Origin of the sequence: Nostoc sp. FACHB-190 (assembly GCF_014696905.1) — a bacterium.
Classification (GTDB): Bacteria; Cyanobacteriota; Cyanobacteriia; order Cyanobacteriales; family Nostocaceae; genus Nostoc_B.
On the sequence record NZ_JACJQW010000023.1, the window covers coordinates 65,870 to 90,655 of the forward strand.

Annotated in this window: 23 protein-coding genes; 10 read left to right on the forward strand and 13 right to left on the reverse strand. The window is 42.1% G+C overall.

Features of this window, described 5'->3' with window-relative positions; genetic code table 11:
- Positions 1-57: 57 nt before the first annotated feature.
- The 4 genes from pyk to H6G28_RS22660 all read left to right on the forward strand — a co-directional run bounded on the left by pyk (position 58) and on the right by H6G28_RS22660 (position 4,717).
- Complete coding sequence (pyk, locus tag H6G28_RS22645; protein WP_190594709.1) at positions 58-1,488, forward strand: pyruvate kinase; 1,431 nt, start codon at positions 58-60, stop codon at positions 1,486-1,488.
- Between the two features lie 149 nt (positions 1,489-1,637).
- A complete protein-coding gene (locus H6G28_RS22650; protein ID WP_190674357.1) occupies positions 1,638-2,630 on the forward strand; it encodes a transaldolase in 993 nt (330 codons plus the stop codon).
- A 354-nt stretch (positions 2,631-2,984) separates the two neighbouring features.
- Complete coding sequence (locus H6G28_RS22655) at positions 2,985-4,079, forward strand: AAA family ATPase (RefSeq protein WP_190674359.1); 1,095 nt, start codon at positions 2,985-2,987, stop codon at positions 4,077-4,079.
- Entirely contained in the window at positions 4,076-4,717 is a 642-nt protein-coding gene (locus H6G28_RS22660) for a DUF4276 family protein (RefSeq protein WP_190594705.1), read from the forward strand. Before H6G28_RS22655 ends, H6G28_RS22660 begins: the two co-directional genes overlap by 4 nt.
- Before the next feature lie 181 nt (positions 4,718-4,898).
- Here H6G28_RS22660 and H6G28_RS22665 read toward each other — a convergent pair whose 3' ends face one another.
- Entirely contained in the window at positions 4,899-6,476 is a 1,578-nt protein-coding gene (locus H6G28_RS22665; protein ID WP_190674361.1) for an adenosine deaminase, read from the reverse strand.
- A 445-nt stretch (positions 6,477-6,921) separates the two neighbouring features.
- Between H6G28_RS22665 and H6G28_RS22670 the strand changes: the two genes are divergently transcribed.
- Positions 6,922-8,148: an acetate kinase gene (locus H6G28_RS22670; RefSeq protein ID WP_190674364.1), complete on the forward strand. Its 1,227-nt coding sequence runs from the start codon at positions 6,922-6,924 to the stop codon at positions 8,146-8,148.
- 6 nt (positions 8,149-8,154) lie between these two features.
- Here the strand turns inward: H6G28_RS22670 and H6G28_RS22675 are convergent, their stop codons facing one another.
- The 4 genes from H6G28_RS22675 to H6G28_RS22690 form a co-directional block, all read right to left on the reverse strand.
- Positions 8,155-8,733: a Uma2 family endonuclease gene (locus H6G28_RS22675; protein WP_190674366.1), complete on the reverse strand. Its 579-nt coding sequence runs from the start codon at positions 8,731-8,733 to the stop codon at positions 8,155-8,157.
- Between the two features lie 81 nt (positions 8,734-8,814).
- The gene (locus H6G28_RS22680; RefSeq protein WP_190674367.1) at positions 8,815-9,003 is read right to left on the reverse strand and encodes a hypothetical protein; all 189 of its coding nucleotides are present in this window, start codon (positions 9,001-9,003) and stop codon (positions 8,815-8,817) included.
- Positions 9,000-9,200, reverse strand: a complete 201-nt coding sequence (locus tag H6G28_RS22685; RefSeq protein ID WP_190674369.1) for a hypothetical protein — start codon at positions 9,198-9,200, stop codon at positions 9,000-9,002. The genes H6G28_RS22680 and H6G28_RS22685 overlap by 4 nt, the downstream gene beginning before the upstream one ends.
- Positions 9,201-9,433: 233 nt before the next feature.
- Positions 9,434-11,521, reverse strand: a complete 2,088-nt coding sequence (locus H6G28_RS22690) for an SPFH domain-containing protein (protein WP_190674371.1) — start codon at positions 11,519-11,521, stop codon at positions 9,434-9,436.
- A gap of 453 nt (positions 11,522-11,974) precedes the next feature.
- On the opposite strand from H6G28_RS22690, the gene H6G28_RS22695 reads away from it, so the two are divergent.
- The 3 genes from H6G28_RS22695 to H6G28_RS22705 all read left to right on the forward strand — a co-directional run bounded on the left by H6G28_RS22695 (position 11,975) and on the right by H6G28_RS22705 (position 15,766).
- Complete coding sequence (locus tag H6G28_RS22695; RefSeq protein WP_206758265.1) at positions 11,975-14,845, forward strand: WD40 domain-containing protein; 2,871 nt, start codon at positions 11,975-11,977, stop codon at positions 14,843-14,845.
- A gap of 167 nt (positions 14,846-15,012) precedes the next feature.
- Positions 15,013-15,522 (forward strand): DUF4365 domain-containing protein, encoded by a 510-nt coding sequence (locus H6G28_RS22700; protein WP_190674373.1) that lies wholly within the window; start codon positions 15,013-15,015, stop codon positions 15,520-15,522.
- Positions 15,515-15,766 (forward strand): type II toxin-antitoxin system HicA family toxin, encoded by a 252-nt coding sequence (locus H6G28_RS22705; RefSeq protein ID WP_190674376.1) that lies wholly within the window; start codon positions 15,515-15,517, stop codon positions 15,764-15,766. The genes H6G28_RS22700 and H6G28_RS22705 overlap by 8 nt, the downstream gene beginning before the upstream one ends.
- 83 nt (positions 15,767-15,849) lie before the next feature.
- On the opposite strand, the gene H6G28_RS36935 is transcribed toward H6G28_RS22705, so the two are convergent.
- The 7 genes from H6G28_RS36935 to H6G28_RS22735 all read right to left on the reverse strand — a co-directional run bounded on the left by H6G28_RS36935 (position 15,850) and on the right by H6G28_RS22735 (position 20,758).
- Entirely contained in the window at positions 15,850-16,065 is a 216-nt protein-coding gene (locus tag H6G28_RS36935; RefSeq protein WP_313949973.1) for a BrnA antitoxin family protein, read from the reverse strand.
- Between the two features lie 17 nt (positions 16,066-16,082).
- Positions 16,083-16,205: a hypothetical protein gene (locus H6G28_RS37435; protein ID WP_277880547.1), complete on the reverse strand. Its 123-nt coding sequence runs from the start codon at positions 16,203-16,205 to the stop codon at positions 16,083-16,085.
- A 3-nt stretch (positions 16,206-16,208) separates the two neighbouring features.
- The gene (locus tag H6G28_RS22715; RefSeq protein ID WP_190592924.1) at positions 16,209-16,445 is read right to left on the reverse strand and encodes a hypothetical protein; all 237 of its coding nucleotides are present in this window, start codon (positions 16,443-16,445) and stop codon (positions 16,209-16,211) included.
- 239 nt (positions 16,446-16,684) lie between these two features.
- Positions 16,685-17,098 (reverse strand): ATP synthase F1 subunit epsilon, encoded by a 414-nt coding sequence (gene atpC / locus H6G28_RS22720; protein WP_190592925.1) that lies wholly within the window; start codon positions 17,096-17,098, stop codon positions 16,685-16,687.
- 93 nt (positions 17,099-17,191) lie between these two features.
- The gene (gene atpD / locus H6G28_RS22725; RefSeq protein ID WP_190592926.1) at positions 17,192-18,637 is read right to left on the reverse strand and encodes a F0F1 ATP synthase subunit beta; all 1,446 of its coding nucleotides are present in this window, start codon (positions 18,635-18,637) and stop codon (positions 17,192-17,194) included.
- A 213-nt stretch (positions 18,638-18,850) separates the two neighbouring features.
- The gene (locus H6G28_RS22730; RefSeq protein WP_190592927.1) at positions 18,851-19,522 is read right to left on the reverse strand and encodes a PEP-CTERM sorting domain-containing protein; all 672 of its coding nucleotides are present in this window, start codon (positions 19,520-19,522) and stop codon (positions 18,851-18,853) included.
- A gap of 276 nt (positions 19,523-19,798) precedes the next feature.
- Positions 19,799-20,758, reverse strand: a complete 960-nt coding sequence (locus H6G28_RS22735) for a choice-of-anchor L family PEP-CTERM protein (protein WP_190674378.1) — start codon at positions 20,756-20,758, stop codon at positions 19,799-19,801.
- Between the two features lie 933 nt (positions 20,759-21,691).
- Here H6G28_RS22735 and H6G28_RS22740 point away from each other — a divergent pair.
- Positions 21,692-22,510, forward strand: a complete 819-nt coding sequence (locus tag H6G28_RS22740) for a SirB1 family protein (protein ID WP_190592929.1) — start codon at positions 21,692-21,694, stop codon at positions 22,508-22,510.
- Between the two features lie 286 nt (positions 22,511-22,796).
- Entirely contained in the window at positions 22,797-23,714 is a 918-nt protein-coding gene (locus H6G28_RS22745; RefSeq protein ID WP_190592930.1) for a histone deacetylase family protein, read from the forward strand.
- A gap of 226 nt (positions 23,715-23,940) precedes the next feature.
- Here the strand turns inward: H6G28_RS22745 and pstB are convergent, their stop codons facing one another.
- Positions 23,941-24,768: a phosphate ABC transporter ATP-binding protein PstB gene (gene pstB, locus H6G28_RS22750; protein ID WP_190674382.1), complete on the reverse strand. Its 828-nt coding sequence runs from the start codon at positions 24,766-24,768 to the stop codon at positions 23,941-23,943.
- Between the last annotated feature and the right edge of the window lie 18 nt (positions 24,769-24,786).

Consider the following 24,786-nt stretch of genomic DNA (forward strand, 5'->3'; position numbering starts at 1 on the left):
CGGAGTGCCTCCTGCCTCCTCTTCTATATCGCAATATAGACCCGAACCCTAATCCCTATGCGTCGAACCAAAATTATTTGCACTGTTGGCCCTGCTAGTTCTGCACCGGAAAAACTACAAGCCCTTGTAGAAGCTGGGATGAATATAGCGAGGTTAAACTTTTCACACGGCGCTCATGAATTTCACGGACAAACGGCTAAATATTTACGGCAAATTAGTGCCGATCGCCAAAAGCCAGTGGCAATTATGCAAGACCTTTGTGGCCCGAAAATTCGTCTAGGAGTTTTACCACCAGAAGGACTAAATGTCGAAGCTGGGGAAGAAGTCACATTTGTTTTGCAAGACAAAGGCAATAGTATCGACGAACTGCCTTTACCCTTGCCGACTTTGTTCGCAATGGTTAGACCAGGGGAACCGATTTTAATTAATGATGGACGTGTAAAGTTAATTGTCACCGATCGCGATGCCGATAAAATTCGGGCGTTGGTGAAAATTGGCGGGTTAATTTCCACCCACAAGGGCGTTAATCTGCCAGAAACACCATTACCCGTAAGTTCAATCACCGAAAAAGACTTGATGGATTTACGCTTTGGCATCCAGATAGGTGTAGATTTTGCGGCGGTTTCCTTTGTGCGATCGCCCCAAGATTTAGAACCTGCCCAACGGATGATTGAAGCTGCTGGGGCTGCAATTCGTTTAATTGCCAAAATCGAAAGACCAGAAGCAGTTGAGCGTTTTGACTCCATCTTACAAGTTGCTGACGGCATTATGATTGCCCGTGGCGATTTGGGGGTAGAAGTGCCAATTCACGAAGTTCCCCTGATTCAAAAGGATATTATTCGCCGTTGTAATCAGGCTGGTAAACCCGTGATTACTGCTACCCAAATGTTGGAGTCAATGATTAGTTCACCAGATCCCACCCGCGCCGAAGCCACCGACGTGGCTAACTCCATTTTGGATGGTACTGATGCCGTCATGCTTTCTGGAGAAACAGCCGTTGGTCAATATCCTGTAGCGGCGGTGCAAATTATGCACAACATCGCTGTACGGACAGAACAAGCTTTGCAAGAAGGTGGTAAACATTCCTGGTGTCACGAAGCAGGTAGTCTCAGCGTTACCGAATCGGTGGCTGAAGCAGTATGTCGCATCGCTTATGAAACAGGCGCAAAGGCAATTCTTTGTAATACCACCTCTGGTAGTACAGCTAAATTAGTGTCCAAATACCGTCCTTCTGCGCCGATTATTGCCCTCACCCCTGATGAAAATTCCTATCGCCAACTAGCACTTTCTTGGGGAATTGAACCTATATTCATTCCGCCAGTTCACAATGCGGAGGAAATGTTTATCAACGTCGTCAACACAGTTGCAGACACGGGTTTAGTCAATGAAGGCGATAAAGTGGTAATTACTTCCGGCGTTCCAATTGGTAAATCAGGCACAACTAGTTTAATCAAAGTGCATTCTATTGGACAGCCTATTCTCGCTTGACGTAGCTAGAATAAGGCTGAGGCTTCGCTCAGTGAACAAAGCAAGCATTAAGAAAGATTGCCAAAATCAGAATTTTAGCGACCGTAGAAAGTGTAAACACATAGGGGAATTAGGTAAATCCTACACAAATCACCATCGCGGAGTTGATTATGTCTAAAAATTTACTAGAACAGTTGCGCGAAGTTACAGTAGTAGTTGCTGATACTGGCGATATTAAAGCCATTGAAAAATTTACACCGAGAGACGCGACCACCAACCCTTCCTTGATTACGGCTGCGGCACAAATGCCAGAGTATCAGGATATTGTTGACCAGACTTTATTGCAAGCTAAAAAAGATGCTGGTGCAGGCGCAAGCAAAGCTCAAATTGTTTCCTTAGCCTTTGACCGCTTGGCAGTTTCTTTTGGTTTGAAGATTCTGCAAATTATTCCTGGTCGGGTTTCTACAGAAGTTGATGCCCGTTTATCTTACGACACCGAAGCGACAGTTGCCAAAGGTCGAGAAATCATTGCTCAGTATAAAGCTGCTGGCATTGGCCCCGAAAGAATTTTGATTAAAATTGCTAGTACCTGGGAAGGTATTCGCGCCGCCGAAATTCTGGAAAAAGAAGGTATTCACTGTAACTTAACTCTGTTGTTTGGTTTACATCAAGCGATCGCTTGTGCTGAAGCAGGTGTTACCCTCATTTCTCCCTTCGTCGGTCGGATTCTGGACTGGTATAAAAAATCAACTGGACGCGACAGCTACCCATCTGCTGAAGATCCAGGCGTAGTATCTGTTACCACCATCTATAACTACTATAAAAAGTTCGGACACAAAACCGAAGTTATGGGCGCAAGCTTCCGCAACGTTGGTGAAATCACTGAATTGGCAGGTTGTGATTTACTCACTATTTCTCCCTCTTTGTTGGGTGAATTGCAAGCCACCATCGGCGAACTACCCCGCAAACTTGATCCTTCTAAAGCCGCTTCTTTGGACATTGCCAAAATCTCCATCGACAAAGCCACCTTCGATAAAATGCACGCCGAAGACCAAATGGCTTACGACAAATTAGACGAAGGTATCAAAGGATTTACCAAAGCCTTAGAAGACCTGGAAAAACTATTGGCAGACAGACTATCTAGTTTAGAAGTAGCCGTCTAGCCACTAGTAACGCTACGCGGAAGTCAAAAGTCAAAAGTCAAAAAGCTTATATCACAAGCTTTTCACTAACTTGAAATGGCATCTTGATTTCTGCCGCGTTGTCTAGAGGTTGATCACATTAATTTTGCGGGGTTGCTAGATCCCCGACTTTTGATAAAAGTCGGGGATCTAACTACCACCAACTTCTCACAAATAATGAGACGAACTACTAGGATTTAGATTCCATGATTAAATCCCACATTCTGCATCTCCAATTAACAAAGGAGAAGGTGGAATGTGGGATTAAAGCATTTTTGCAGAAACTCGATAAAATGAAACCTGTGTAGAAAAAGCCTGTTGACCGGGAGACTGTTCATGACGGAGGCGCAAACTGAAAAACAACTGTCGAGAATAGTTTTAAAAGGCTTCAAGTCTATTGCTGAGTGTGACGTTGAACTCTCCAGGGTGAATATTTTAATTGGGGCTAATGGGGCGGGAAAATCCAATTTTATCGGCTTCTTCCGTATGGTTCAGCAGCTGCTAGAAGGGAACCTGCAAGGTTTTGTCAGTCTCCAAGGTGGAGCGAATGCCTTACTACACTTTGGGCGCAAAACTACAGAAAAACTAGAGTTTCAGCTATATTTCGGCAATAATTTCTACTTTGCTACCCTTGAACCAACCCAAGATCATCGTCTGATGTTTACTTCAGAGTCTTTTTTGTGGAACTTGAATAGTGAGAGGGAAATAGGTAAAGGTCATTTCGAGACAATGGCGTTCTTCACGGCGTTCACTGATACAGAAACTAACGTTGATCAATATGGTTTGCCTGTGATGCAGATGTGGCAAGTGTATCATTTTCATGACACCAGCGACAGTGCCTATGTAAAACAGCCGCATGGTATCAATGACAATGTTTACCTGCGTCCTGATGCTCGTAACCTGGCAGCTTTTTTGTATCTTTTGCGTGAGAATTATCAGAAATCTTATCAGCAAATCGTTAAAACCATTCGGCTGGTTGCGCCTTTCTTTGGTAACTTTCTCCTACGTCCTTCCCCAAAAAACTTGATTGAACTGGAATGGTTTGAGCGGGGGCAAGATGTACCATTGAAGGCGCACTCACTTTCTGATGGAACGCTGCGTTTTATCTGTTTAGCAACGGTTTTTTTACAACCGGAAGAACTTCAGCCAGAAACAATTCTAGTTGATGAGCCGGAACTTGGTCTTCATCCTTATGCAATCAAGATTTTGGCATCTTTGATAAAGACTGTTCCTAAACAAGTGATTGTTTCTACCCAGTCTGTAGAATTACTCAACGAATTTGATGTTGCAGATGTAATTGTTGTTGACCGCTTGCAGGGGAAATCGTTACTACGCAGGTTGGATGAGGAGGAGTTAGAGGAATGGCTAGAAGAATATAGTTTAGGCGAGTTGTGGAAGAAAAACCTCCTGGGTGGGAGACCTTCACGATGATCCGAGTTCATGTTTTCGTTGAAGGTCAAACTGAGGAAACGTTCGTGAAAGAACTACTCTACGAGTATTTTCAAGAAAAAGACATCTACCTCATACCGATTTTGGTCAGAACAAGTTCTATAGGCAAAGGAGGTGTAGTAAGTTACGCCAAAATCAAGCGACAATTAGACCGTAAGTGCCGTGAAGATAAAACAGCTTTCGTGACCACAATGTTTGATTTGTACCGCTTACCGAATGATTTTCCCGGAAGGGATTCTTTGCCAAATACTAGTGACCCATTCCAAAAAGTTGAATATTTAGAACAAAAGATGGGTCAGGATATCGGTCACACAAATTTCATCCCTAATTTGTTAGTTCATGAATTTGAGGCACTGCTGTACAGCCAGCCACAAGTATTTGCTGAGTGGTTTGATGCTAGTGTAGTTAGTATTTTACAAGGCGATCGCAATAAATTTCTTTCACCAGAACACATTAACGATGATCCGTTAACCGCTCCCTCAAAACGAATTCTCAAGTGTTGTCAAGAATATGACAAAGTACTGCATGGTTCATTGCTGGCTATTGAGATTGGACTAGATACAATCCGCCAACAATGCCAGCATTTTCACCAATGGTTACTAAATCTAGAAAACATATAGCGGTTTTAGAAAGGGTATAGGGGTACAGGGGTATAGGGGTATAGGGGTGTGGGAGGATAGTGAAGAAATCTTTCCCCCCACACTCCCCACACTCCCTACCCATACGTGAGAAATTCGGGTTAAACCCTTACACCCAGTCTTCATGCGGAATGTGGGATTAAAGCATTTTGGGGAAAGTCAATCAAAGCCAGTTTTCCAAAGATTCAAACCGAGTAAATTCCGATTCTAGTTGCCATTGTATTCTTGCGCGATCGCTCTTTTGCAAAAAAGTACTGCATCCGGTAGAAACAGAGGTATCACCGGGGGTATCGCTGGCACAAGCTGGAACCATTGCCTTAAACTCAGGCGACTTCCAGAGACTATTTCCGGGAGCGAAACTATATTCTAAGCTATTGCGAGCCAGTCGCTTGAGGTCTTTATATGTCAGCCCATATCTTGTTGCGGCTAACAGATACTCATGACTCAAATCAATGCGGGCAATGCCTTCATCATCAGAAGCAAGGGTCATTGGGACTCCAGCTTTCCAATACTCCATAAAAGGATGCTGATTTCCCTGGACATTCAAAATGACTTCATTACTAGTTAGGCAGATTTCCACCAACACGCCCCGTTGTTGCATCTGCTTCATCAACTCAAAAGGACGCTCTTCAAACAGAATATCTACACCATGACCAATGCGAGATGCTTGTGCTACTTCTACAGCTTGCCGAATATGAAAACGTAAATGCTCAGTTGGAACTAACCCCAAGGTTAACTCTCCAGCATGAAGTGAAACTTTAACATTGGGATATTGACGTTTGAGAAATTGTAGCATCTGCATTTGCAAGGTGTAGTCACGCAGTGCGATCGGGTGATCCTCTGGGGCGACGAGATTGATCCCGACTACCTGCTTGGACGATGAAGCCAGTGTAAAGGCATAAGCTAACTGAGCAAATACTTCCACAGGTGATTTTGTTCTGGTAGTTTGCTGCAAATAGCGCACCGTGACTGTACATCCAGGCTGTGGCTTTGGAGTGCCGCAACCGAGTGTTTTCGCAACTTCACTCTCCAACTGTATTAATTGCTGATTGCCGAGTGTTACTAGTTGAGTTAATCCTCGTTTGAGCAATTGCTCGTGCATCGCTTGGAAGTCTTGATTCCAACCCACTTCCCGCCCTAACTGTCGAACCTCACTCCCCTGAACAGTCAGCATTAACTCTAGATAGGTAATATGCTGAGAAGCTGCCCGATTTGCTACTGATGCGACCATATCATCCCGACGGGTGGCAGAGTCTGATATTGTCCCAAATCCAGCAAAAGCTTCAAAAAATTGGTCATGTCCCGATTTTCCAGCAAATTGCAGGTTACGAGTAGACCAACGATTGATGAGGGAATCATAAACAGATGTTCGGTTGAACAATTCGGAAGCGGGAAAATAGCTACTGTCCTGATTACAAGCTTTGGGTTCAACTAAAGTCCCCGCTTGTGGATTCACACAATACCCATCAGTTGCACCCCACTCCAGATAATGTTCTGCGTACACAGCCCCACTTAGATGACTGTGAATATCTCCTCCCTTCGGCATTCGCTGTACAAATGCTCGTAAAGCTGCTGGCTGGGAGCGATGAGCTTCAAACCAACTAGCGGCTTGAGCTTCACTCCGAGTTGAGGACTGCTGCGAATTAGATGTAGATGGGACTTGGGCTGCTACACTGAAGATGAAACAGCTAGAACTCGTTAATATTCCTAAAAAAAAATATAAGGGCGCTCGTCTAAGCATATAGATTTATTTTTTTGTAAAACGATGCTTAGAATAAAGCAAAAAACATCTCGATTGACATTAGATGAAAGTCTATTGCATTTCTCAAAAAACTTTGCTTTTGCGACTAAATTTGACCCTCCGAATTTTAGATTTTGGATTTTGGATTTTGGATTGAATCTAAAATCGCAAATCTAAAATCCAAAATTGTTTGACTCAATTTGGTTTATCAATAGCTCAAAATGGCATAATTTTCTAGTTCGCCACCACTTTTAGCAGGTTGAAGAATCCTCAAGGCGATCGCATTAACTTCAGCGAGACAGTCCCAATGAAACTTATTTCATAAGCCAAGCATGAAAGTTGGACTAGTATTTTTACTCAGCACTCAGCGAGAAGTTGCGTGCGGGGGTTCCCCCCGTTGAGCAAACTTCGGTAACTCAGCACTCAGCACTTTCAGGTCAAATTTATGAAAATCCTAGTACTAAATGCTGGTTCCAGCAGTCAAAAAAGCTGTCTGTATGAAATAGTTGATGATGCTTTACCCCAATCAGCACCCAAACCCCTGTGGGAAGGCAAAGTCAACTGGACTCAAGACCAAGGTGCGGCAGAAATTGAGGTGAAAACAGCATCCGGTGAAACTTTGCATGAATCTATTTATGGTGACTCTCGTCAAGCACACATAGCTTATATGCTTTATACCCTCAGCCGTGGTGCGACTAAAGTAGTCAATGAAGTATCAGAAATTGATGTGGTGGGACATCGTGTAGTTCATGGTGGGCAAGACTACCGCCATAGTGTGGTGATTACGGAAGAGGTAAAAGATGCGATCGCTCGTCTTTCTAATATCGCCCCCGCACACAACCCGCCAGCTTTAGAAGGTATTGAAGCTATCGAAAAAAGTTTAGGCGAAGTTACCCAAGTCGCAGTATTTGATACAGGCTTTCATTCCACTCTCCCGGATGCGGCGGCGATTTATCCCGGCCCTTACGAATGGGTAGAACAAGGTATTCGCCGCTATGGATTTCATGGGATCAGCCATCAATATTGTTCTGAACGGGCGGCGCAAATTCTCGGTCAAGATTTAGCATCGTTGCGAATCATTAGTTGTCACTTGGGTAATGGTTGTTCCTTAGCCGCAATTAAAAATGGTCGCAGTATTGATACAACAATGGGTTTCACACCCTTAGACGGGTTAATGATGGGGAGTCGTTGCGGTTCTATCGATCCAGGCATTTTAATTTACCTACTGCGTCAATTTAATTACTCAGCCGAAAGTTTGGATCATGTATTAAATAAAGCTTCTGGTTTACGGGGAATTTCTGGGGTTTCCAGCGACTTACCCCAAGTTATCGAAGCGATCGCCCAAGGGAATGACCGCGCCCAACTTGCTTGGGATATATACGTCCATCGCCTGCGGTCTGGAATTGGGGCGATGCTGGCTAGTCTGGGCGGATTAGATGTATTGTTATTTACCGCAGGTATCGGGGAAAATTCGTCAGGTATTCGCCAAGCAGTCTGCGAAGCCTTTGGATTTTTGGGCTGGAAAATTGACCCAGCCAAAAATCAAAATCGACCTGTTGATCAAGATATCGCCACACCTGATTCTACAGTGCGGGTGTTAGTTATACATACTCAAGAAGATTGGGCGATCGCACAACAATGTTGGCAAATTATGAAAAAGAATCGGGAATAAATTTATTTATGCAAAAATCTGCTGCAAGTTTAAAACGAAACCAGGAAGAATATCTTCACCAGATAAACTTGTAGGCGATTGTAGAACTTCAGGTGCTTGATGAGGGCGATAAGTTATTACTTGTTTGTCTTGAGGATTAATTAACCAACCAAGTAATAAACCTGAAGCTAAATATTCCTCCATTTTGGCTTGAGTGTCTGCCACATCATCAGTTTCTGAAACTAATTCCACCGCAAAATCAGGACAAAAAGGTAGGAATTTTTTTCTTTGTTCTGGTGTAAGAGAGTTCCATCTTTCTATTCTCACCCAAGCAGCATCAGGAGAACGAGTTGCACCATTAGGAAGTCTAAAACCAGTGGAAGAATCAAATGCTTTTCCTAAATTATTTTGACTGTTCCAAAACCATAGTTGACCTAACAAATCAAAATTACGACTTCCCGTTTCTCCCCCAGTGGGTGATATGATTACTAATTCTCCTTCAGCATTTAATTCTAAACGCAACTCTCGATTAACAGCCACAATCTGTTCAAATTCCTCATCCGTAAATTTGAGATGAGAAGGCAATTGTAAGGTTAAAGCAGTCATATCAATTTTATTTTGAGAATTTTCGAGAGAAAATCTATTAGTTTAATTTATTCTTTTTCTTGAATTGTCTTTAAGGTGATTTTAATAGTTGTGTCTTTTTAACTCTTGGATCAATACCTGACACTGTTTACTAGCCTCTCTAGCTTGTCTCATCAGATTTTTGCTTTGTTCGTGGTTAGTTTTACTTACCTCAACAGCTTGCTGACTGAACTGTGCGGCAAGTTTTCCCAACTCCCGAATGCGTGTTTTTAGCTGCTCGATAGTTTTCATTCGCCCTCCAGTTCAGAAATCAGAATTTCAATATTTTCAGCTTCTTCATAAATTTTATCTGCTCTACTTTGAAGTAGACTAGCATCATCAAAATCATCATTTTGAAGTGCTTGATCGGCTGCTAGATACAATTGTGCGGCAATCTCCTGTAGTTGAGCGTACACATTTAATAGAACGTTTCTTGTTTCTTGTTTCATTTTTCCTTTGCATAGGTGTTAATTGGTAATTTTGATTGAATGACCTTCCTTAATGAGCAAGGTGGGCAAGATGCCCACCTTACAAGAGTTTGATTTAAATGGCGCTGCATAAATGCGGGATGAATTAAGCATTTTTAGCAAGGTTAACTATCGATTTTTCGCGCCTTTGCGCCTTTGCGCGAAACAAAAAACATCCCTGTAATCAGCAACGCCATTTAAATTAATTATGCAGGTTACTTATCTGTTGGGAATTCCGCAACTATCGGCGAGTGGTTATTTGGTGAAACTGATGGGTTATTCACAACTATTGGATGTGGATGTAAAGATGTGGGTGTGACTTCACCTTGCTTGGCGGTTTGATTCCATAAAATCATTGAGAGTAAACCATCGACCAAGCCGTTGTTACTACCGTTACCACTAACCAAAACTTCTGGTATCAATCGGACGTTGCGATCGCCGATAATCTGCATTAGTTGCATAGCTGTATAACCTTGTTGTCCCAAGGCTTCCACGCCAGCGCGGTAAGTTTCGGCTTTGGCGTTACCTGTGGCGCGAATCCCTTCTGCTTCGGCTATGGCGCGTAATTTGATTCCTTCGGCTTCCCCAGTGGCGTGTTGAATTTGGGCTTGGGCTTTGAGTTCCGCAATTTGGACGCTTTTTTCCGATTTCACCATTTCTTGTTGGATATCAGCCAGGGCTGTTTCCCTAACTAGTAGCTGACGTTGGGTTTGGGCTACTTGCTGTACTTCGTAGGTTTTGCGTTGTTCTTCGGCAATTTTGCGGTCAGTTTGGGTTTGCATCAAGGATGCAGGCGGTTGAATATCACCGATTAAGGTGTCAATTGCTTGCACATCATAAGCGCGTAACGCAGCGCGAATATATTCAGCCGCTTCCGCTTGGCGATCGCTCCGGGCGGTGAGAAAATCAAGTACAGTGTAATCTTGGGCAGAGTTGCGGAAATAGTTACCAATGGTCGGTTCTAATACATGGTCAACTAGATTTTGCATTGAACCCACACGAGAAATTACCTTCGGTGCATCCAAAGCGCCGACATGAATAATTTGGGCGACTTCTAAATCAAAGGCAAAACCATCGCGCGATCGCACCGTCAAAGAAGCCAGATTAGCATCATAGCTGTGGCGTTCGGTACGACTTGACCAATTCAACACAATGTTAGTCGTAGGAACCAACTCAATTTTCATAATTCGAGAGTTGACGGGATGCTTACCTGGATACAACGGTTCTATCCACACACCTTTGTGTCCAGGGTTCACCAAGTTACCATGCGTGAAAGTTGCGCCACTGACATCTTCTTGAGATTGACCAACGAAAGAAATCACCACGCCCACATAACCAATCGGGATTTCAGACATTGGAACTTGCTCAACCTGTACAAACCAGGGGTTCAGGTTCCAAGAACCAGACAGTAAAATTTGCTCTTGCAAACCTCTGCGTCCGCCAGCATCGAGGAATTTTTGACCACTCTGAAAATTGTCGTGTCCGGGAATCATCGGCCCTGCAATTTCACCCGCCGGAATCGGTAAACCATCCAACGTGGTGACAATGCCGACTTTATCTGATGCCACACTATACACCCGCAACTGTTCGGCCTGCATATCATTGTGTTTGGCATTCGCCGCCATAATGACGCGAAACAGTGCGGTGTTAATGCGGTAAGTACCAGCAGTCAAGAAGCCCATTTGACGACCCTTCTCGCCGCCATTGGTCAGAAATTTGCGTGCATCTTGGAAATTATCACAATCGACAATTTTGCCCAAAATCCTTTCTGGTGGGTTGGATGCGCCATCTGCGGCTACAATCAAGGCGATTTCACCTTGGGGTACCACCACCACCGATTCTTTACGAACCGAATATTGCCAAGGCCAGTAACCCCAATGCCAACCAGGTGCGAGGGTATCGGCTTGCAAACCTGCTTCACCGTTGATGGCTATTAATCGTCCGGCTGGCAGTCCGCGTCCCGAAAGGTCAAATTTTTTCACGACAATGCCAACTTCCCGTTCACCAATCACCACCAACCCACCAAAAAACAACGGTACGAATATAACAACGCCACCAAGCACCACTATGGGAATCAATGGTGCTATCTGCATTGCTTGATAGGAAGGCTGATTAGTAACGGTTTGTGTTTGACTGAGGCTGACTGATGCTGAAGCGATTTCTGCTGAATTTTGGGTTTTTAGGGGAGTAGCATTAACTGAATGTATACCGCCTGTGATAGCTAAAGCCGTTAATGCTGACAATCCCAAACGAACTAATTTATTTTGTTGACTCTTACCAAAGCAAGATGGAAAAGTTTTCATATTATGCGCCCTGTTGGGCAACTAATCATCTAAGTTAACACTTCACTTGCTCAGGTCTGATTTTCTTAAACTTGGTGTAATTTTTGCTCCGATGTGCGACTTCTTCTTGAAACCCCTCTCCGCTTCGAGGCTACCGTGTACACACAAGTCTTGAAATCCTACCTATCGTTTGGTTTTGTCATTCTAGCTTTCGGTTTTGCGATCGCTCTGAAAACCTGTCATTGCGAGGAGGAACGACGTAGGCGTAAGACTTCCCGAAGGGTAGCAATCGCCAAAACTACGAGATTATGCGATTACTTCGCTCCGTTATCACTGCGCTCGTAATGACAATTTAAGGAGGCTATAACGTCTGAAACCCTTGCAGCTACAACTTGTGTGTACACCGTAGCCGCTTCGAGGAGAGAGGCTGTGAATATTACTCCCCTTTTTGAATGCCTCTTTAACTCGCGCCAAATGGGTAAATCGAGCTTGAAAGTTCGCGTGATGCAAAGACTTGTCAACGAAGGGGTGGCTTGTTCTAGTATTGATGTTTCTGGACAAGGTAGCAAAGATAACGTCACTCAAGAACAATGGTATACGGGTATTGTTTCCAAAATTGTTAAGGATTTGCAAATTGCCAAACCAATCGAATTTCGTCGGACTTGGTGGCGCGATCGCCATGATATTTCTCCTGTGCAGAGACTAGATGAATTTATTGAAGATGTACTTCTGTCATCTATCTCAGGAAATATTATTATCTTTATCGATGAAATTGATAGTACCCTGAGTTTAGGATTTGCGAGCGAAGATTTTTTTGCTCTGATTAGAAGTTGTTATAATAAACGCGCTGAAAATCCTGCTTATAAACGGTTGACTTTTGCCTTATTAGGAGTAGCAACCCCCGGTGATTTAATCCAAGATAAAACCCGAACCCCCTTTAATATTGGCGAAGCAATTGAATTAGACGGATTTAAGATTCACGAAATAGAACCTTTAGCCAAGGGATTAACAGGAAAAGTAGAAAATCCCCAAGCAGTAATGCAAGAGGTTTTAGCTTGGACGGGGGGACAGCCATTTTTAACTCAGAGAGTTTGTGAATTATTGGGGAAAGCTTTAAGTATCGAGAGGCGAGATTTTCAGTCTGTTGATGAAAATCAGATTATTGAATTAGTTAAAGAAATTATTCACAATCAAATTATTGATAATTGGGAAGCAAACGATAAACAAGAGCATTTAAAAACGATTCGAGACAGGTTACTAATTAGCGAGGAAATTTCTGTTGCTTTGCTGGGGTTATATCAGCAGATTTTACAACAGGTAGAAATGACTGCTGATAGTAGCTTTGAGCAGATGCGCTTGCGTTTGACTGGTTTGGTGGTACAGCAGCAAGGGAAATTAAGGGTTTATAACCAGATTTATGGGAATGTTTTTGATATTAATTGGGTTGAGAATGAGCTAGGTAAATTACGTTTTTATGCTGATAAATTACGGGCTTGGGTAGAGAGTAATTATCAGGATAATAGTTGTTTGTTGTGGGGAGAAGATTTAGAAAAAGCTCGCGTTTGGGCGGATGGAAGAAAGTTAAGCGATGTTGATTATCGGTTTTTGTCTGCGAGTTTAGAAGCTGAGTTAAATCAGAAGGTTGTAAAGGCGGAAACTAGACTAAATCAAGCTTTACGAGAAGAAATAAAAGCGAAGAAGAACACTCGCATTGGCTTGATTGTGCTGGTTATTTCCATAATTGGGTCTGTTGCTGCGTTGATGTTTGCTAATTGGGCTAATGATAAAAGGTTGACGGCACAACAAGGAGTTGAAACAGCACGAAATAATGCTAAAGCAGTAACTAAAAAAGCAGATGATAGAGTTAAAAATGCGGAAGATAAAGTCAAAATATCAGAACAGAAAATTCAAGATAAGAATAAAAAACTAGAAGATATCAATAGAAAACTACATAAAAGAAATCAGGAATTTGCACAGAGAATACAAGAAGTTAAAACGTTAGAACAAGCAGCTAAAAAGGCGCAGATAATTAGTAAATATGCTCAAACCAAACTTCAACAAGCAGAAAAACGTCTAAAAACTTCTGAAAATCAACTAAACAAAACCAAGCAAGAACAGCAAGCAGCATTACGAGAAAAGCAAGAAGCAGAACAACAACGCCAAAATGTCCAGATAATCACACTATTGGAACAGACAGGAATCAGAACATTACGTCAGTTTTATTTAGGAGAGCAAATTGAAAATTTAGTGACAATAATTGCGGCTGGAAGAGAGTTGAAAAATTTAATGAAAGGGAAAACATCTTTAGCTGATTATCCAGCTTATAATCCATTCTTTACCTTACAGGAAATTTTGTTAAACATTCGCGAACGTAATGAATTAAAGGGGCATCGAGGGATAGTACCCGATGTTGCTTTTAGCCCTGACGGCAAAACCTTAGCTTCTGCAAGTGTTGATAAAACTATCAAATTGTGGAATGTGAGTACGGGTAAAGAAATTACCTCCCTAACTGGGCATCAAGATCAAGTCTTCAGCATTGCTTTTAGTCCTGACGGCAAAACCTTAGCTTCTGGCAGTGCGGACAAAACCATAAAATTATGGAATGTGAGTACAGGTAAAGAAATTGCCTCCCTAACTGGGCATCAAAATCGAGTCTTCAGCGTAGCGTTTAGTCCCGACGGTAAAACCTTAGCGTCCGCAAGTATGGGGTTGGATAAAAACATAAAATTATGGGATGTGAGCACGGGTAAAGAAATTAACTCCCTAACTGGGCATATTGGTGGCGTTATAAGCGTAGTGTTTAGTCCTGACGGCAAAACCTTAGCTTCTACTAGTGAGGATACAACCATCAAATTGTGGAATGTGCGCACGGGTGAAGAAATTACTTCCCTGGCTAACAATCAATATGGTTATGCTTTCACCAGTGTCGCTTTTAGTCCCGACGGTAAAATCTTAGCTTCTGGTAGCGGGGACAAAACCATAAAATTATGGAATGTGTCCACACGTAAAGAAATTGCCTCCCTAAATGGTCATCAAGATATAGTCTTCAGCGTAGCGTTTAGTCTCGACGGTAAAACCTTAGCTTCCGCAAGTAAGGACAACACCATCAAATTGTGGAATATCGCTAGAGCAAAAGAAATTACTTCACTAACTGGGCATCAAAATTCGGTCGAAACCATCGTCTTTAGCCCCGATGGCAAAACCTTAGCTTCTGCAAGTGCAGACAACACCATCAAATTGTGGAGTTTGGATTTAGATGATTTACTCGCTCAGGGTTGCAACTATCTCCAAGATTATCTGGCTACCCGCGATGAATTGCGTCGGCAGATTTGCCCGAATAAATGAGGCTTCGGCTTCGCTCAGCCTACCAGGCTGGAGGGGGAATGAGAAAGTGCAAGCTTGCATGACATCGCTTTTTGATTTTAAGGAGTGCGATGTGTGAAGTTTAATATTAGGAAACTGCTAATATAATTTTGATAATCTTGATGATATTGAACTAAAAAGCCCGTTCAATGCCCAGAAAAAAGCGACCAAGAGAACATATAATAGCAGATTTAAGTGTCAATTATGTCGAAAGATATATCTTGCTATGCGGGTATTCTGTAGAGCGTATTGAGTATGATTATGGCTACGATCTAGTGATTTTTACTTATAATGCTGGAGGTGAGATTGAAAATGGTCAGATATATGTACAGTTAAAAGCTACAGATTCTCTCTCTATACTTGCAGACCAAAAAACCATTACTTTTACTATCACCCGCTCGGATTTAGAATTATGGTTGGTTGAACCAATGCCATGTATTTTAATTGTATATGATGCAAAAAATAGCCAAGCTTATTGGTTATATATACAAGCATATTTTGAAAGCATTGAGGGATTCGATTTAGCGAATGTTGGTGATAGTGTAACTGTGCGTTTATCTAAAGACAACGTATTAAATCAGCAGGCGATCAAAATATTTGCTAAATTTAAAAATAATGTTCTCAGCCAGTTACAAGGAGTGATTCGTCATCATGGTTAGAGAAATTAAATTCACAGAATTAGAGAAATTGCTCTTAGAGACAGGGTTTGTAACCATGCAGACCTTTGGCTCTCAAAAGATTTACCAGCATCCATCATCTGGTACACTAATAGTCCTGCCTGATTACGAGCAACAAGCGGATGTCAGAACATTGCATTTAGTTGCAGTGCGACGCATACTATCAGAAAATGGCTTGATGGATAGCGATCGCTTCAACAGTTTTTTGAACAAGGTAGCAAGCTAAATGCCACATGCGATCGCCTGTTGGTAGTTTTGAGGAATGCGATCGCATTTATTAAGTTGAGGAGAAAGTGCAATCATTAAGTTTTAGCCTATTTTCTCCAATAGTGCTTCATTGATAACCGTTTGATAGCCTATCCCTCGCTTTTCTGCCTCTTTCTTTGCCCAAGCTATGATTTTAGGATGAAATCTAATGGAAACCGGCTCATACTTTTCCTCTTCATCCTTAGCAGGTCGTCCGCGCTTCCTGAGTGTAACCCCAAACTGATCTGCGATCGCCTGTATGATGTTGGGAAGTACGATCGCTTATATCCCCTTGTTTACTCAGACTTTTGTGCAGCTTTTTTCACATCATCCACACTTAACTCCAAAGCCTCTGCTATCTGCGCGATGTTTCCTTCTAGAAACCAGATAAGCGCATGGGTATCAACAACATATTTCATAGATTATTTTGACCAGTCTAAATAATCTTCTCTATCTCCATGAAATTCAGCTATACCGAAATCGTCTTCCGTGGATTGATTTTCCCCTGAGAACATCCCAAATGTCATTATTTGTGAATGCTGCAAATAATTTCTTGGTTCTAAAAAAGTTACGATTACCCGACTTTCTGACACATCTGATGGTAGTTCGGCAAGTTCTACTTTGCCATTTTTATAAATTCCTTCAATCGATTGCAACATAAGGTTTGACTATGATTTATTCACACCAATTATAAACTAGGAAATAATACATATATGCGCTATATGCGCTATCAAGAGATTTTACAGGAATAGCCCTTAATGCTGATTGGGAGTGCGTTAGCGTAGCTTAACGAAGTTATCGCGTTTGGTTGTTAGATGTTCATCACAAAACTTCCTCAAAAAAATTTGTAGAGCAAGCAGATAGCCTACTCTACAAAATTGCAGATTATGAGCAATGTTTACACCAAACCGCCAGCAGCTTGAAAACGAGCGCGGGCGCGTTTGTATGCTTGGTTAGCTTGGATTTGAGCTTGTCGATCGCCTGCTGGAACTTGAGCTAGGCGGGTTTGGGCTTCGTTGTAAGCTGTGCGTGCGCTGTCTACGTCGATGGTGTCGCCACGTTCTGCGCCATTGACTAGAATTGTCACTTCATCAGCTTCTACTTCTGCGAAACCACCCAAAAGTGCGATCGCTTGCCAGTTAGTATTTTTGCCGGCACGAACACGCATTACCCCTGTGTCCAAGGCGGTTAACAGTGGTGCGTGTCCACTGAGGATACCTAACTGACCAGTTGTACTGGGTAAAATTACTTCTTCAGCTTCAGCATCCCAGATTGTTTTGTCTGGGGAAATTACACGAACGGTTAATGCCATGTTTCAGTTATCAGTTATCAGTTATCAGTTATCAGTTATCAGTGAACAGTTTTCATGTCTGATGACTATTCACTGATGACTGTTCACTGAGTATTAACCTTTGAGCTTTTCAGCTTTGGCGATCGCTTCGTTGATATCGCCTACCAAGTAGAAGGCTTGTTCTGGTAGAGCATCTAATTCACCAGACAGAATCTTCTGGAAGCCTTTGATGGTGTCTTCCAATTTTACGTATTTACCAGGAGAACCGGTGAATACTTCTGCTACGAAGAAGGGCTGAGACAAGAAACGCTCAATCTTCCGAGCGCGTGCTACAGTCAGACGGTCATCTTCAGACAATTCATCTAAACCGAGAATTGCGATGATGTCTTGTAATTCTTTGTAGCGTTGTAAGGTTGCTTGCACAGCACGAGCAGTGTTGTAGTGTTCGTCACCTACAATGTTGGGCTGTAACATTGTTGAGGTAGAACCCAGAGGATCAACCGCAGGGTAAATACCTTTAGCAGCCAAACCACGAGATAGTACTGTAGTACCATCCAAGTGAGCGAAGGTGGTTGCAGGTGCGGGGTCGGTCAAGTCGTCCGCAGGTACGTAAACCGCTTGAATGGAGGTGATAGAACCTTCGGTTGTCGAGGTAATCCGTTCTTGTAATGCACCTACGTCAGTACCCAGTGTAGGCTGATAACCTACCGCAGATGGCATCCGACCTAGTAGCGCAGATACTTCTGAACCTGCTTGTACAAAGCGGAAGATGTTGTCAACAAACAGCAATACGTCTTGTTTGTTGACATCACGGAAGTACTCAGCCATTGTCAAACCAGACAAACCAACCCGCATTCTTGCTCCGGGTGGTTCGTTCATCTGACCGTAAACCAGCGCGATTTTTGATTCGTTGAGGTTGTCTTTGTTGATAACCCCAGATTCAATCATTTCGTTGTAGAGGTCGTTCCCTTCGCGGGTACGCTCACCCACACCAGCAAATACGGATACACCACCGTGCTGGGTAGCGATGTTGTTGATCAACTCCATCATGATCACGGTCTTACCGACACCTGCACCGCCGAACAGACCAATCTTACCGCCACGTCGATAGGGAGTTAGCAAGTCAACGACTTTAATTCCGGTCTCGAAAACGGAAGGTTTGGTTTCCAGTTCAGTTAGCTTGGGAGCATCGCGGTGGATAGGTAAGGTTTCCTCCGCATTTACTGGCCCTCTGTTGTCAACAGGTTCGCCAAGGACGTTGAAAATCCGACCCAGGGTAGCTTTACCCACTGGTACACTGATGGCAGCGCCTGTATCGACAACTTCCAAACCGCGTACTAGACCGTCGGTGGAACTCATCGCCACAGCTCGAACTTGGTTGTCGCCCAGCAGTTGCTGTACTTCGACGGTTAGGTTGATTTCCTGTCCAGCTTCGTTAGTGCCTTTGATGGTCAAAGCGTTGTAGATTTGCGGTAATTTACCGCCAGGGAATTTAACGTCTACAACAGGACCAATGATTTGGGTAATGTAGCCTATGTTTGTTTTTTCTGCGGTGACCATGCTGAGCCTAATGATTGAAGCTATATTTCAGATGAGGTCTTTGATGACAAAAGATTAAGCAATGTCATCTTTCACTGTAGCACCGGAAGGGGACATAACTCCGTTAGTAATTCCTTAAGACCAGTGTTTTGTTTTGGAAATGAGGCTAAAAACAAAAAACACCGCGTCAGATGTATTCTGACACGGGCGCTACAAAGTTGAGTGAAAATTTATTTATGCTTTAGCTTTTAGTTTCTGGAGTTGACGCTTAGATACTGAAACTGTACCTAAAGCCCCCAATGCTAATACACCCAACCAAGCACTAGGTTCAGGAATTGATGTTGTTGTGCGTGACAGAGTAATGTTATCCAGGATTAAACCAACATTATCTCCACCAACGCCTTCAAAGGCTAAATTAGCAGTGGTAAGTGTGGCGACATTAATCCTACGGCGAATGGTAGTCAAAGCTTCGTTAGCTGGTAAGGTAAATGTTTCGTTGAACAAACTGCCCAAAGAGACAATTACGGAGTTAGTTTCGCCTCGTCTACTAGCGCCACCAAGATCGAAACTGATGTCAACTAAATCTCCCGGATTAAATGTAAATGCTGTTTTTGATGTAATTCTGCCAGCATTACTGGTCGAGCCATCTGTATCAAGATACAGTCCGTTACCAGGGAAGAAGTCAAAAAAACCATTCCCAATTAAATCAACGCTGCCACCAGAAACGTTCCAATTAGTAAAAGCATTGTAGTTTAAACTTCCCACACCACCATTTTCACTATTAAAGTTGTCAGACAACAAGGTGGCGGCATTAGCTGTATGAGATGTTGCCATGCCTATGGCTGTGATGGTAGTTAATGTGAGTCCTAGTTTACTGAATGTGGAAAAAAAATTTGATTTAGCCATACTTTAAGTAGAATGTTTTTCCAAAGAAAGAGGCCAGTAGTAATACGGGCGGTTTGTTAAGTAACTTGTCTAGGGGTACTGTGTTTTAGGGGAAAACTACTCCTAATAGGCGATCGCATCACAGAACAAGCAGCAAATTCTGGTAAACAGTGGGTTTGACTACAAGTTTTGAGCTTGGCAGTTATCTTACTACGTGTTATTCCTGTGAAGTTACTTTTATAGAGTACTTCTTACTTTGTAATTTAATAATGAAGTTTCCGTATTTTTACATAAAATTTAGCGGAGAGGTTTTGTTGCTGCTAATGTCCGCTTGCGGAGGGATGTCAGACCAAAAGCAGCACTAGCCAATATACCTACAATAGTGGTGGGTTCTGGTACTTGTTTTACGGGTGTTGGTGTAGGTACTGGAGTTGTTGGTTGCGGAACGGGTGTGGGTTTTGGTTTTGGCAATTCACCAGCAGAAAAAGTACCTGCTTGAATAAACACCGCAGAATCGTAACGATAATCTCCCACATCTGCAATTGCTATTTTCAGTCGATGTACGCCTTCACTCAAACCTAAGAATTGTGCAGAAAAGATGTTGGTAAAACCATCATATTGCAGATTATAAATTCCACCATCACTTAAGGCATTATTATTAAATAATTGCGGATTGGTGGCATTACTACCAAATGGATTACCACCATTAACAGTATTAATAGAAACTGGTGTATTAGTTCCAGGAATTAAGGCAATATTTTTACCGTCTAAGAAAAAACCAAATACATCGTTATATTGAGAATTTACATATTCGTTATATTCTTCGGAAGCGAAAACATAATTAAAAAACAGATTGCCAGTTGTGGATGTAAATTCAAATTCTAATACACTAGCATCAAAGGTTTTTACACCAGAAATTAAAGCACTTAAGTCAGTATCACCAGGTACTTTGTTGCTACTAGATGCACTTTCAGTAGTATTTGGCCCGGATGCCAATTTTGCATTACCAGTAGTGAGAATAATCCCTCTATCTATGCCGATACCTGAAGCTAAACCATCTGTGAAGATTCCAGATGCTATTGATGCACCTTGATAGGTAGCATTAGAGATTGTAATCCCTGAACCTAAAATGTTGTTAACTAAAATATTTGGGTCACTGCTAGTAGTAATATTGACAGCTTGGGCAGGTGCGGTTACTAATCCTAAACCTAATAAAGAAAATGCACCTGTTTTGAAAAAACCCTGGAGAGATTTCATGTTTTTCTACCAATTAAACGTGATGTTGGCAATATTTTTTTGCTAAAGCTTGGGGATTTTCAGCAAGAATTATGCCAGAAAGTAGCAAGTATTATGGTTGTAAACTGAATTCATCTCTAGCCGCGATCGCTGATTATCAACGTAGTACTGTAACCACACTTTGAAAACACATTTCTGCCGAATCTGAGCGAGTTAATCTTTATCTGTTCTCGCTGGTCTATGTAATTAGATTAGTAGGTAACTATTTTTTTGGATAGTAGAAATACGGTTGTTTACACAATAATTACATTTTTAATTCTGTATATTTACTCGCAAAAGTTGATTTTGTAAATACTTGAGACGATTACAAGTTCAAACTCAATAATAAAACTTTGTAAATAAACCTAATTCCTTCAAGATATTTTTATAATTAAATATAAAAATAAGACGAATAAAATATAAGAAAAATTTTAAATTGGTATAAACAAATTTTTACAGATTTTATCAATAAATCAATTTTTGATAAAAATAAATCAGAATCACAATCAACGACATTTTTTAATAATTTTCGTCATTTATTTATCTAGTTATAATAAAGATTTTGAGTGAAAAAGATTACATTCTCAGTAATAATTCAGAATGGCAAGAGAAATAGAAAATCAGTACGATAGCAGTCTGATTTGGAAGGTATGAACACAAGACAAGGTAGAAAGATGTTTGTAAATCATTCAGAATTGCTTTATCAGGCTATGAAAATTTCTATCTAGTAGACTCCTAACTTATTTATGATTCTGATTTCTGAAGGCTGATTCCTGAATGCTGTTTGATCAAGTTGCGCGATTTTGCATTCGGCGTTTTACTTTCATGCTCTTCACTTAAGATAAAGATAAGTGCAAAAATCGCTCAGTCCCTATTTGCCCTAGCTTCATCTTAGATTTACAGCAGAATTTGCTTATGAATTTCTCGTCAGCAAGACAATATTTTTACCAAGAGATTCAGCAACCTGACGAGTATATCAACTTGGCCAAGGCAGCACTATACATTGCCCAAGAAGAATATTCCAACCTTGACCCGGAAGAATATCTCAATGCCCTCGATACAATGGCACAAGAGGTTCAAGAACGTTTACCAACTCCACGCTATCCGTTGCGGTTGATTCAAAGCTTAAATCAGTATTTGTATGATGATTTGGGATTTACGGGCAATAGTAGCAACTACTACGACCCCCGCAACAGCTTTTTAAATGATGTGATTGACCGCCGTATCGGGATTCCCATCACTCTCGCACTGGTTTATCTAGAAATTGCCCACAGAATTGGGTTCCCGATGGTGGGTATAGGATTACCAGGACATTTTCTCATCCGTCCTGATATTCCAGATATGGAGATTTTTGTGGATGCTTTTAATCGGGGTGAGGTAATGTTTGCAGAGGATTGTCAGGAACGACTCACCCAAATGTTTCAACAACCTGTCAGCCTCAAACCCGAATTTTTAGCCACTGTCAGCAATCGACAATTTTTGGCTAGGATGCTGACGAACTTAAAATACATATATCTCAAACAGCAAGATTTGGAAAAAACCCTCTCTGCTGTGGAACGAATTTTATTGTTATTTCCGGCAGCGATGTTAGAAATCCGCGATCGCGGTCTGCTTTACTATCAATTAGGACATTACCCGCAAGCAGTCACAGACTTACAAAATTACTTATCCAAAGTTCCTGATGCTGAAGATGCAGTGGTAATTCAACGGTTACTTACAGAAATGGGTAAATAAACAAGTTTGCATTCAAGCGGCACATTTCCTAGTTGAGGCTGTCATTGGTCATTAGTCATCTGTCAATACTAAAGACTAATGACTAATGACAGTCTCAAGATAGTGGGTTTAAGAGTTGATAACTCCTGCCTCCTGCCTGGTTGGTGAATCTCGACACTTCTCCTACCGGAGACGCTACGCGAACGACAAGCTCAGTGCATCGCTTCGCTCGATTACCGCGAAGCCGAACCACTGCCCCTGCCTTCTGCTATACAATGGCATTCAGTAACTTTGATGATTGCCACCTATGCTACCAGTCATCTATTCGGATGAGTTTTTGAATCACAAAACGGGAAATTATCATCCAGAAAAACCAGAACGTCTAACAGCCATTGTCACAGCGTTAAAAGAAGCGGCATTTGCAGAAAAGATTGCTTGGCGCGAACCGACTCCCGTTGCTGACAACCCATCGTTGATGTCTTTATTATTACAAGCCCACAGCCCCGCCTACGTCAAAAAACTGGGCGAAATTGCGGCTAGTGGCGGTGGCTATCTTGATGGTGATACACCCGTTTCAGCTAATAGCTATGATGTGGCATTGTTGGCGGTGAGTGCTTGGTTAGATGGTGTTGATGTTGTCTTAGCTACAGAAAATCCGGCTTTTGTGCTGGCGCGTCCACCGGGACACCATGCTGAAAGTGATTCTGGGATGGGTTTTTGTTTATTTTCTAATGCTGCGATCGCAGCTTTTTATGCACTAGAACAACCAGATGTTAAGCGTGTGGCGATTCTGGATTGGGATGTACATCATGGTAACGGAACTCAGGCGATCGTGGAAACTCACCCCCAAATTGCCTACTGTTCTCTTCATCAGTACCCTTGCTATCCTGGCACTGGTAGAGCTTCCGAACGTGGCTATCATAATAACGTTTTAAATGTGCCACTGCCCCCAGGTAGTGATATCAACGCTTATCGCCCACTGTTAGAAAGTAAGATAATTCCATTCTTACAAAACTTTCAACCTGATTTATTAATTGTCAGCGCCGGTTACGATGCTAATGCCGCCGATCATTTGGCAAGTATGAACTTACTTCCAGAAGATTATGGTTTATTTACAGAGTACTGTTTGGGTATAACTCGAAAGATTCTGTTTGGTTTAGAAGGTGGTTATGATTTTTCGGCACTTTCTGAATCTGTGTTAGCAACAATTAAACGCTGTTTATGAATCTAGGGGCTAGTACAGTTCGGCGTAAATAAACCGACCACACTTCGACGGCGCTCAGTGACCACACTTCGACGGCGCTCAGTGACCACACTTCGACGGCGCTCAGTGACCACACTTCGACGGCGCTCAGTGACCATAAGAAATTGCTAAAAGGCTGATGTTATCACTATTCTTTCTTTTTCCTTTTGACCTTTTACTTTTGCCTTGTTGTACTAGCCTCTTTCATCTAACCAAAACGACCACTAATATATTCCTCTGCTTCTCTGGTAGTTGGAGAAGAGAACAGTTGAACTGTCGGGCTAAATTCGACTAATTTACCACGGCGTTTGCCATGTTCATCAATTTCGGTATTAAAAAATACTGTCCAATCTGCAACTCTCGAAGCTTGCTGCATGTTGTGAGTCACCATAATAATGGTGTATTGTTGCTTGAGTTCTAAGCAGAGTTCTTCTACTTGGCGCGTGGAAATGGGGTCAAGGGCGGAACAAGGTTCATCCATTAATAATACATCTGGCTTCATCGCGATCGCCCGTGCAATACAAAGTCTTTGTTGTTGTCCACCAGATAATGCTGTACCTTTAGCTTTGAGTTTGTCTTTGACTTCATCCCAAATTGCTGCGCGTCTGAGGGAATCTTCGACTAATTCATCTAAATTACCTTTATAACCGTTAGAACGGGGGCCAAAAGCAATATTTTCATATATGGATTTTGGGAAAGGATTTGGTCTTTGAAACACCATCCCGACTTGGCGGCGTAATTTGACTGAGTTAATTTTAGGATCGTAAATGTTGCGATCGCGGTAATTTAATCTGCCTTCAACTTTCGCACCGGGAATCAAATCATTCATCCGATTAAAGCATCGCAACAGAGTACTTTTACCACAACCACTAGGGCCAATAAAAGCTACAATTTGCTTTTCGGGAATTTGTAGATAAACATCCAGCAAAGCCAAAAAACCACTATAGTAAACTCTCAGACCCTCAATATCAAACACATTTCTTTCTTGAATCAGTGTATTATTACTTTGCCTGCTTCTATTATCATTGTGAGTCATGACCGTTACACCTAAATT

Coding starts and splice junctions, on each gene's coding strand:
- H6G28_RS22735 (WP_190674378.1), bottom strand. CDS start 20,758: ATGAAATCTCTCCAGGGTTTTTTCAAAACAGGTGCATTTTCTTTATTA.
- H6G28_RS22685 (WP_190674369.1), bottom strand. CDS start 9,200: ATGAAACAAGAAACAAGAAACGTTCTATTAAATGTGTACGCTCAACTA.
- H6G28_RS22715 (WP_190592924.1), bottom strand. CDS start 16,445: ATGTTGCAATCGATTGAAGGAATTTATAAAAATGGCAAAGTAGAACTT.
- atpD (WP_190592926.1), bottom strand. CDS start 18,637: ATGGTCACCGCAGAAAAAACAAACATAGGCTACATTACCCAAATCATT.
- H6G28_RS22730 (WP_190592927.1), bottom strand. CDS start 19,522: ATGGCTAAATCAAATTTTTTTTCCACATTCAGTAAACTAGGACTCACA.
- H6G28_RS22690 (WP_190674371.1), bottom strand. CDS start 11,521: ATGAAAACTTTTCCATCTTGCTTTGGTAAGAGTCAACAAAATAAATTA.
- H6G28_RS22655 (WP_190674359.1), top strand. CDS start 2,985: ATGACGGAGGCGCAAACTGAAAAACAACTGTCGAGAATAGTTTTAAAA.
- H6G28_RS22700 (WP_190674373.1), top strand. CDS start 15,013: ATGCCCAGAAAAAAGCGACCAAGAGAACATATAATAGCAGATTTAAGT.
- H6G28_RS37435 (WP_277880547.1), bottom strand. CDS start 16,205: ATGAAATATGTTGTTGATACCCATGCGCTTATCTGGTTTCTAGAAGGA.
- H6G28_RS22695 (WP_206758265.1), top strand. CDS start 11,975: ATGGGTAAATCGAGCTTGAAAGTTCGCGTGATGCAAAGACTTGTCAAC.
- H6G28_RS22660 (WP_190594705.1), top strand. CDS start 4,076: ATGATCCGAGTTCATGTTTTCGTTGAAGGTCAAACTGAGGAAACGTTC.
- H6G28_RS22650 (WP_190674357.1), top strand. CDS start 1,638: ATGTCTAAAAATTTACTAGAACAGTTGCGCGAAGTTACAGTAGTAGTT.
- H6G28_RS22675 (WP_190674366.1), bottom strand. CDS start 8,733: ATGACTGCTTTAACCTTACAATTGCCTTCTCATCTCAAATTTACGGAT.
- H6G28_RS22670 (WP_190674364.1), top strand. CDS start 6,922: ATGAAAATCCTAGTACTAAATGCTGGTTCCAGCAGTCAAAAAAGCTGT.
- pyk (WP_190594709.1), top strand. CDS start 58: ATGCGTCGAACCAAAATTATTTGCACTGTTGGCCCTGCTAGTTCTGCA.
- pstB (WP_190674382.1), bottom strand. CDS start 24,768: ATGACTCACAATGATAATAGAAGCAGGCAAAGTAATAATACACTGATT.
- H6G28_RS22680 (WP_190674367.1), bottom strand. CDS start 9,003: ATGAAAACTATCGAGCAGCTAAAAACACGCATTCGGGAGTTGGGAAAA.
- atpC (WP_190592925.1), bottom strand. CDS start 17,098: ATGGCATTAACCGTTCGTGTAATTTCCCCAGACAAAACAATCTGGGAT.
- H6G28_RS22665 (WP_190674361.1), bottom strand. CDS start 6,476: ATGCTTAGACGAGCGCCCTTATATTTTTTTTTAGGAATATTAACGAGT.
- H6G28_RS22740 (WP_190592929.1), top strand. CDS start 21,692: ATGAATTTCTCGTCAGCAAGACAATATTTTTACCAAGAGATTCAGCAA.
- H6G28_RS22745 (WP_190592930.1), top strand. CDS start 22,797: ATGCTACCAGTCATCTATTCGGATGAGTTTTTGAATCACAAAACGGGA.
- H6G28_RS22705 (WP_190674376.1), top strand. CDS start 15,515: ATGGTTAGAGAAATTAAATTCACAGAATTAGAGAAATTGCTCTTAGAG.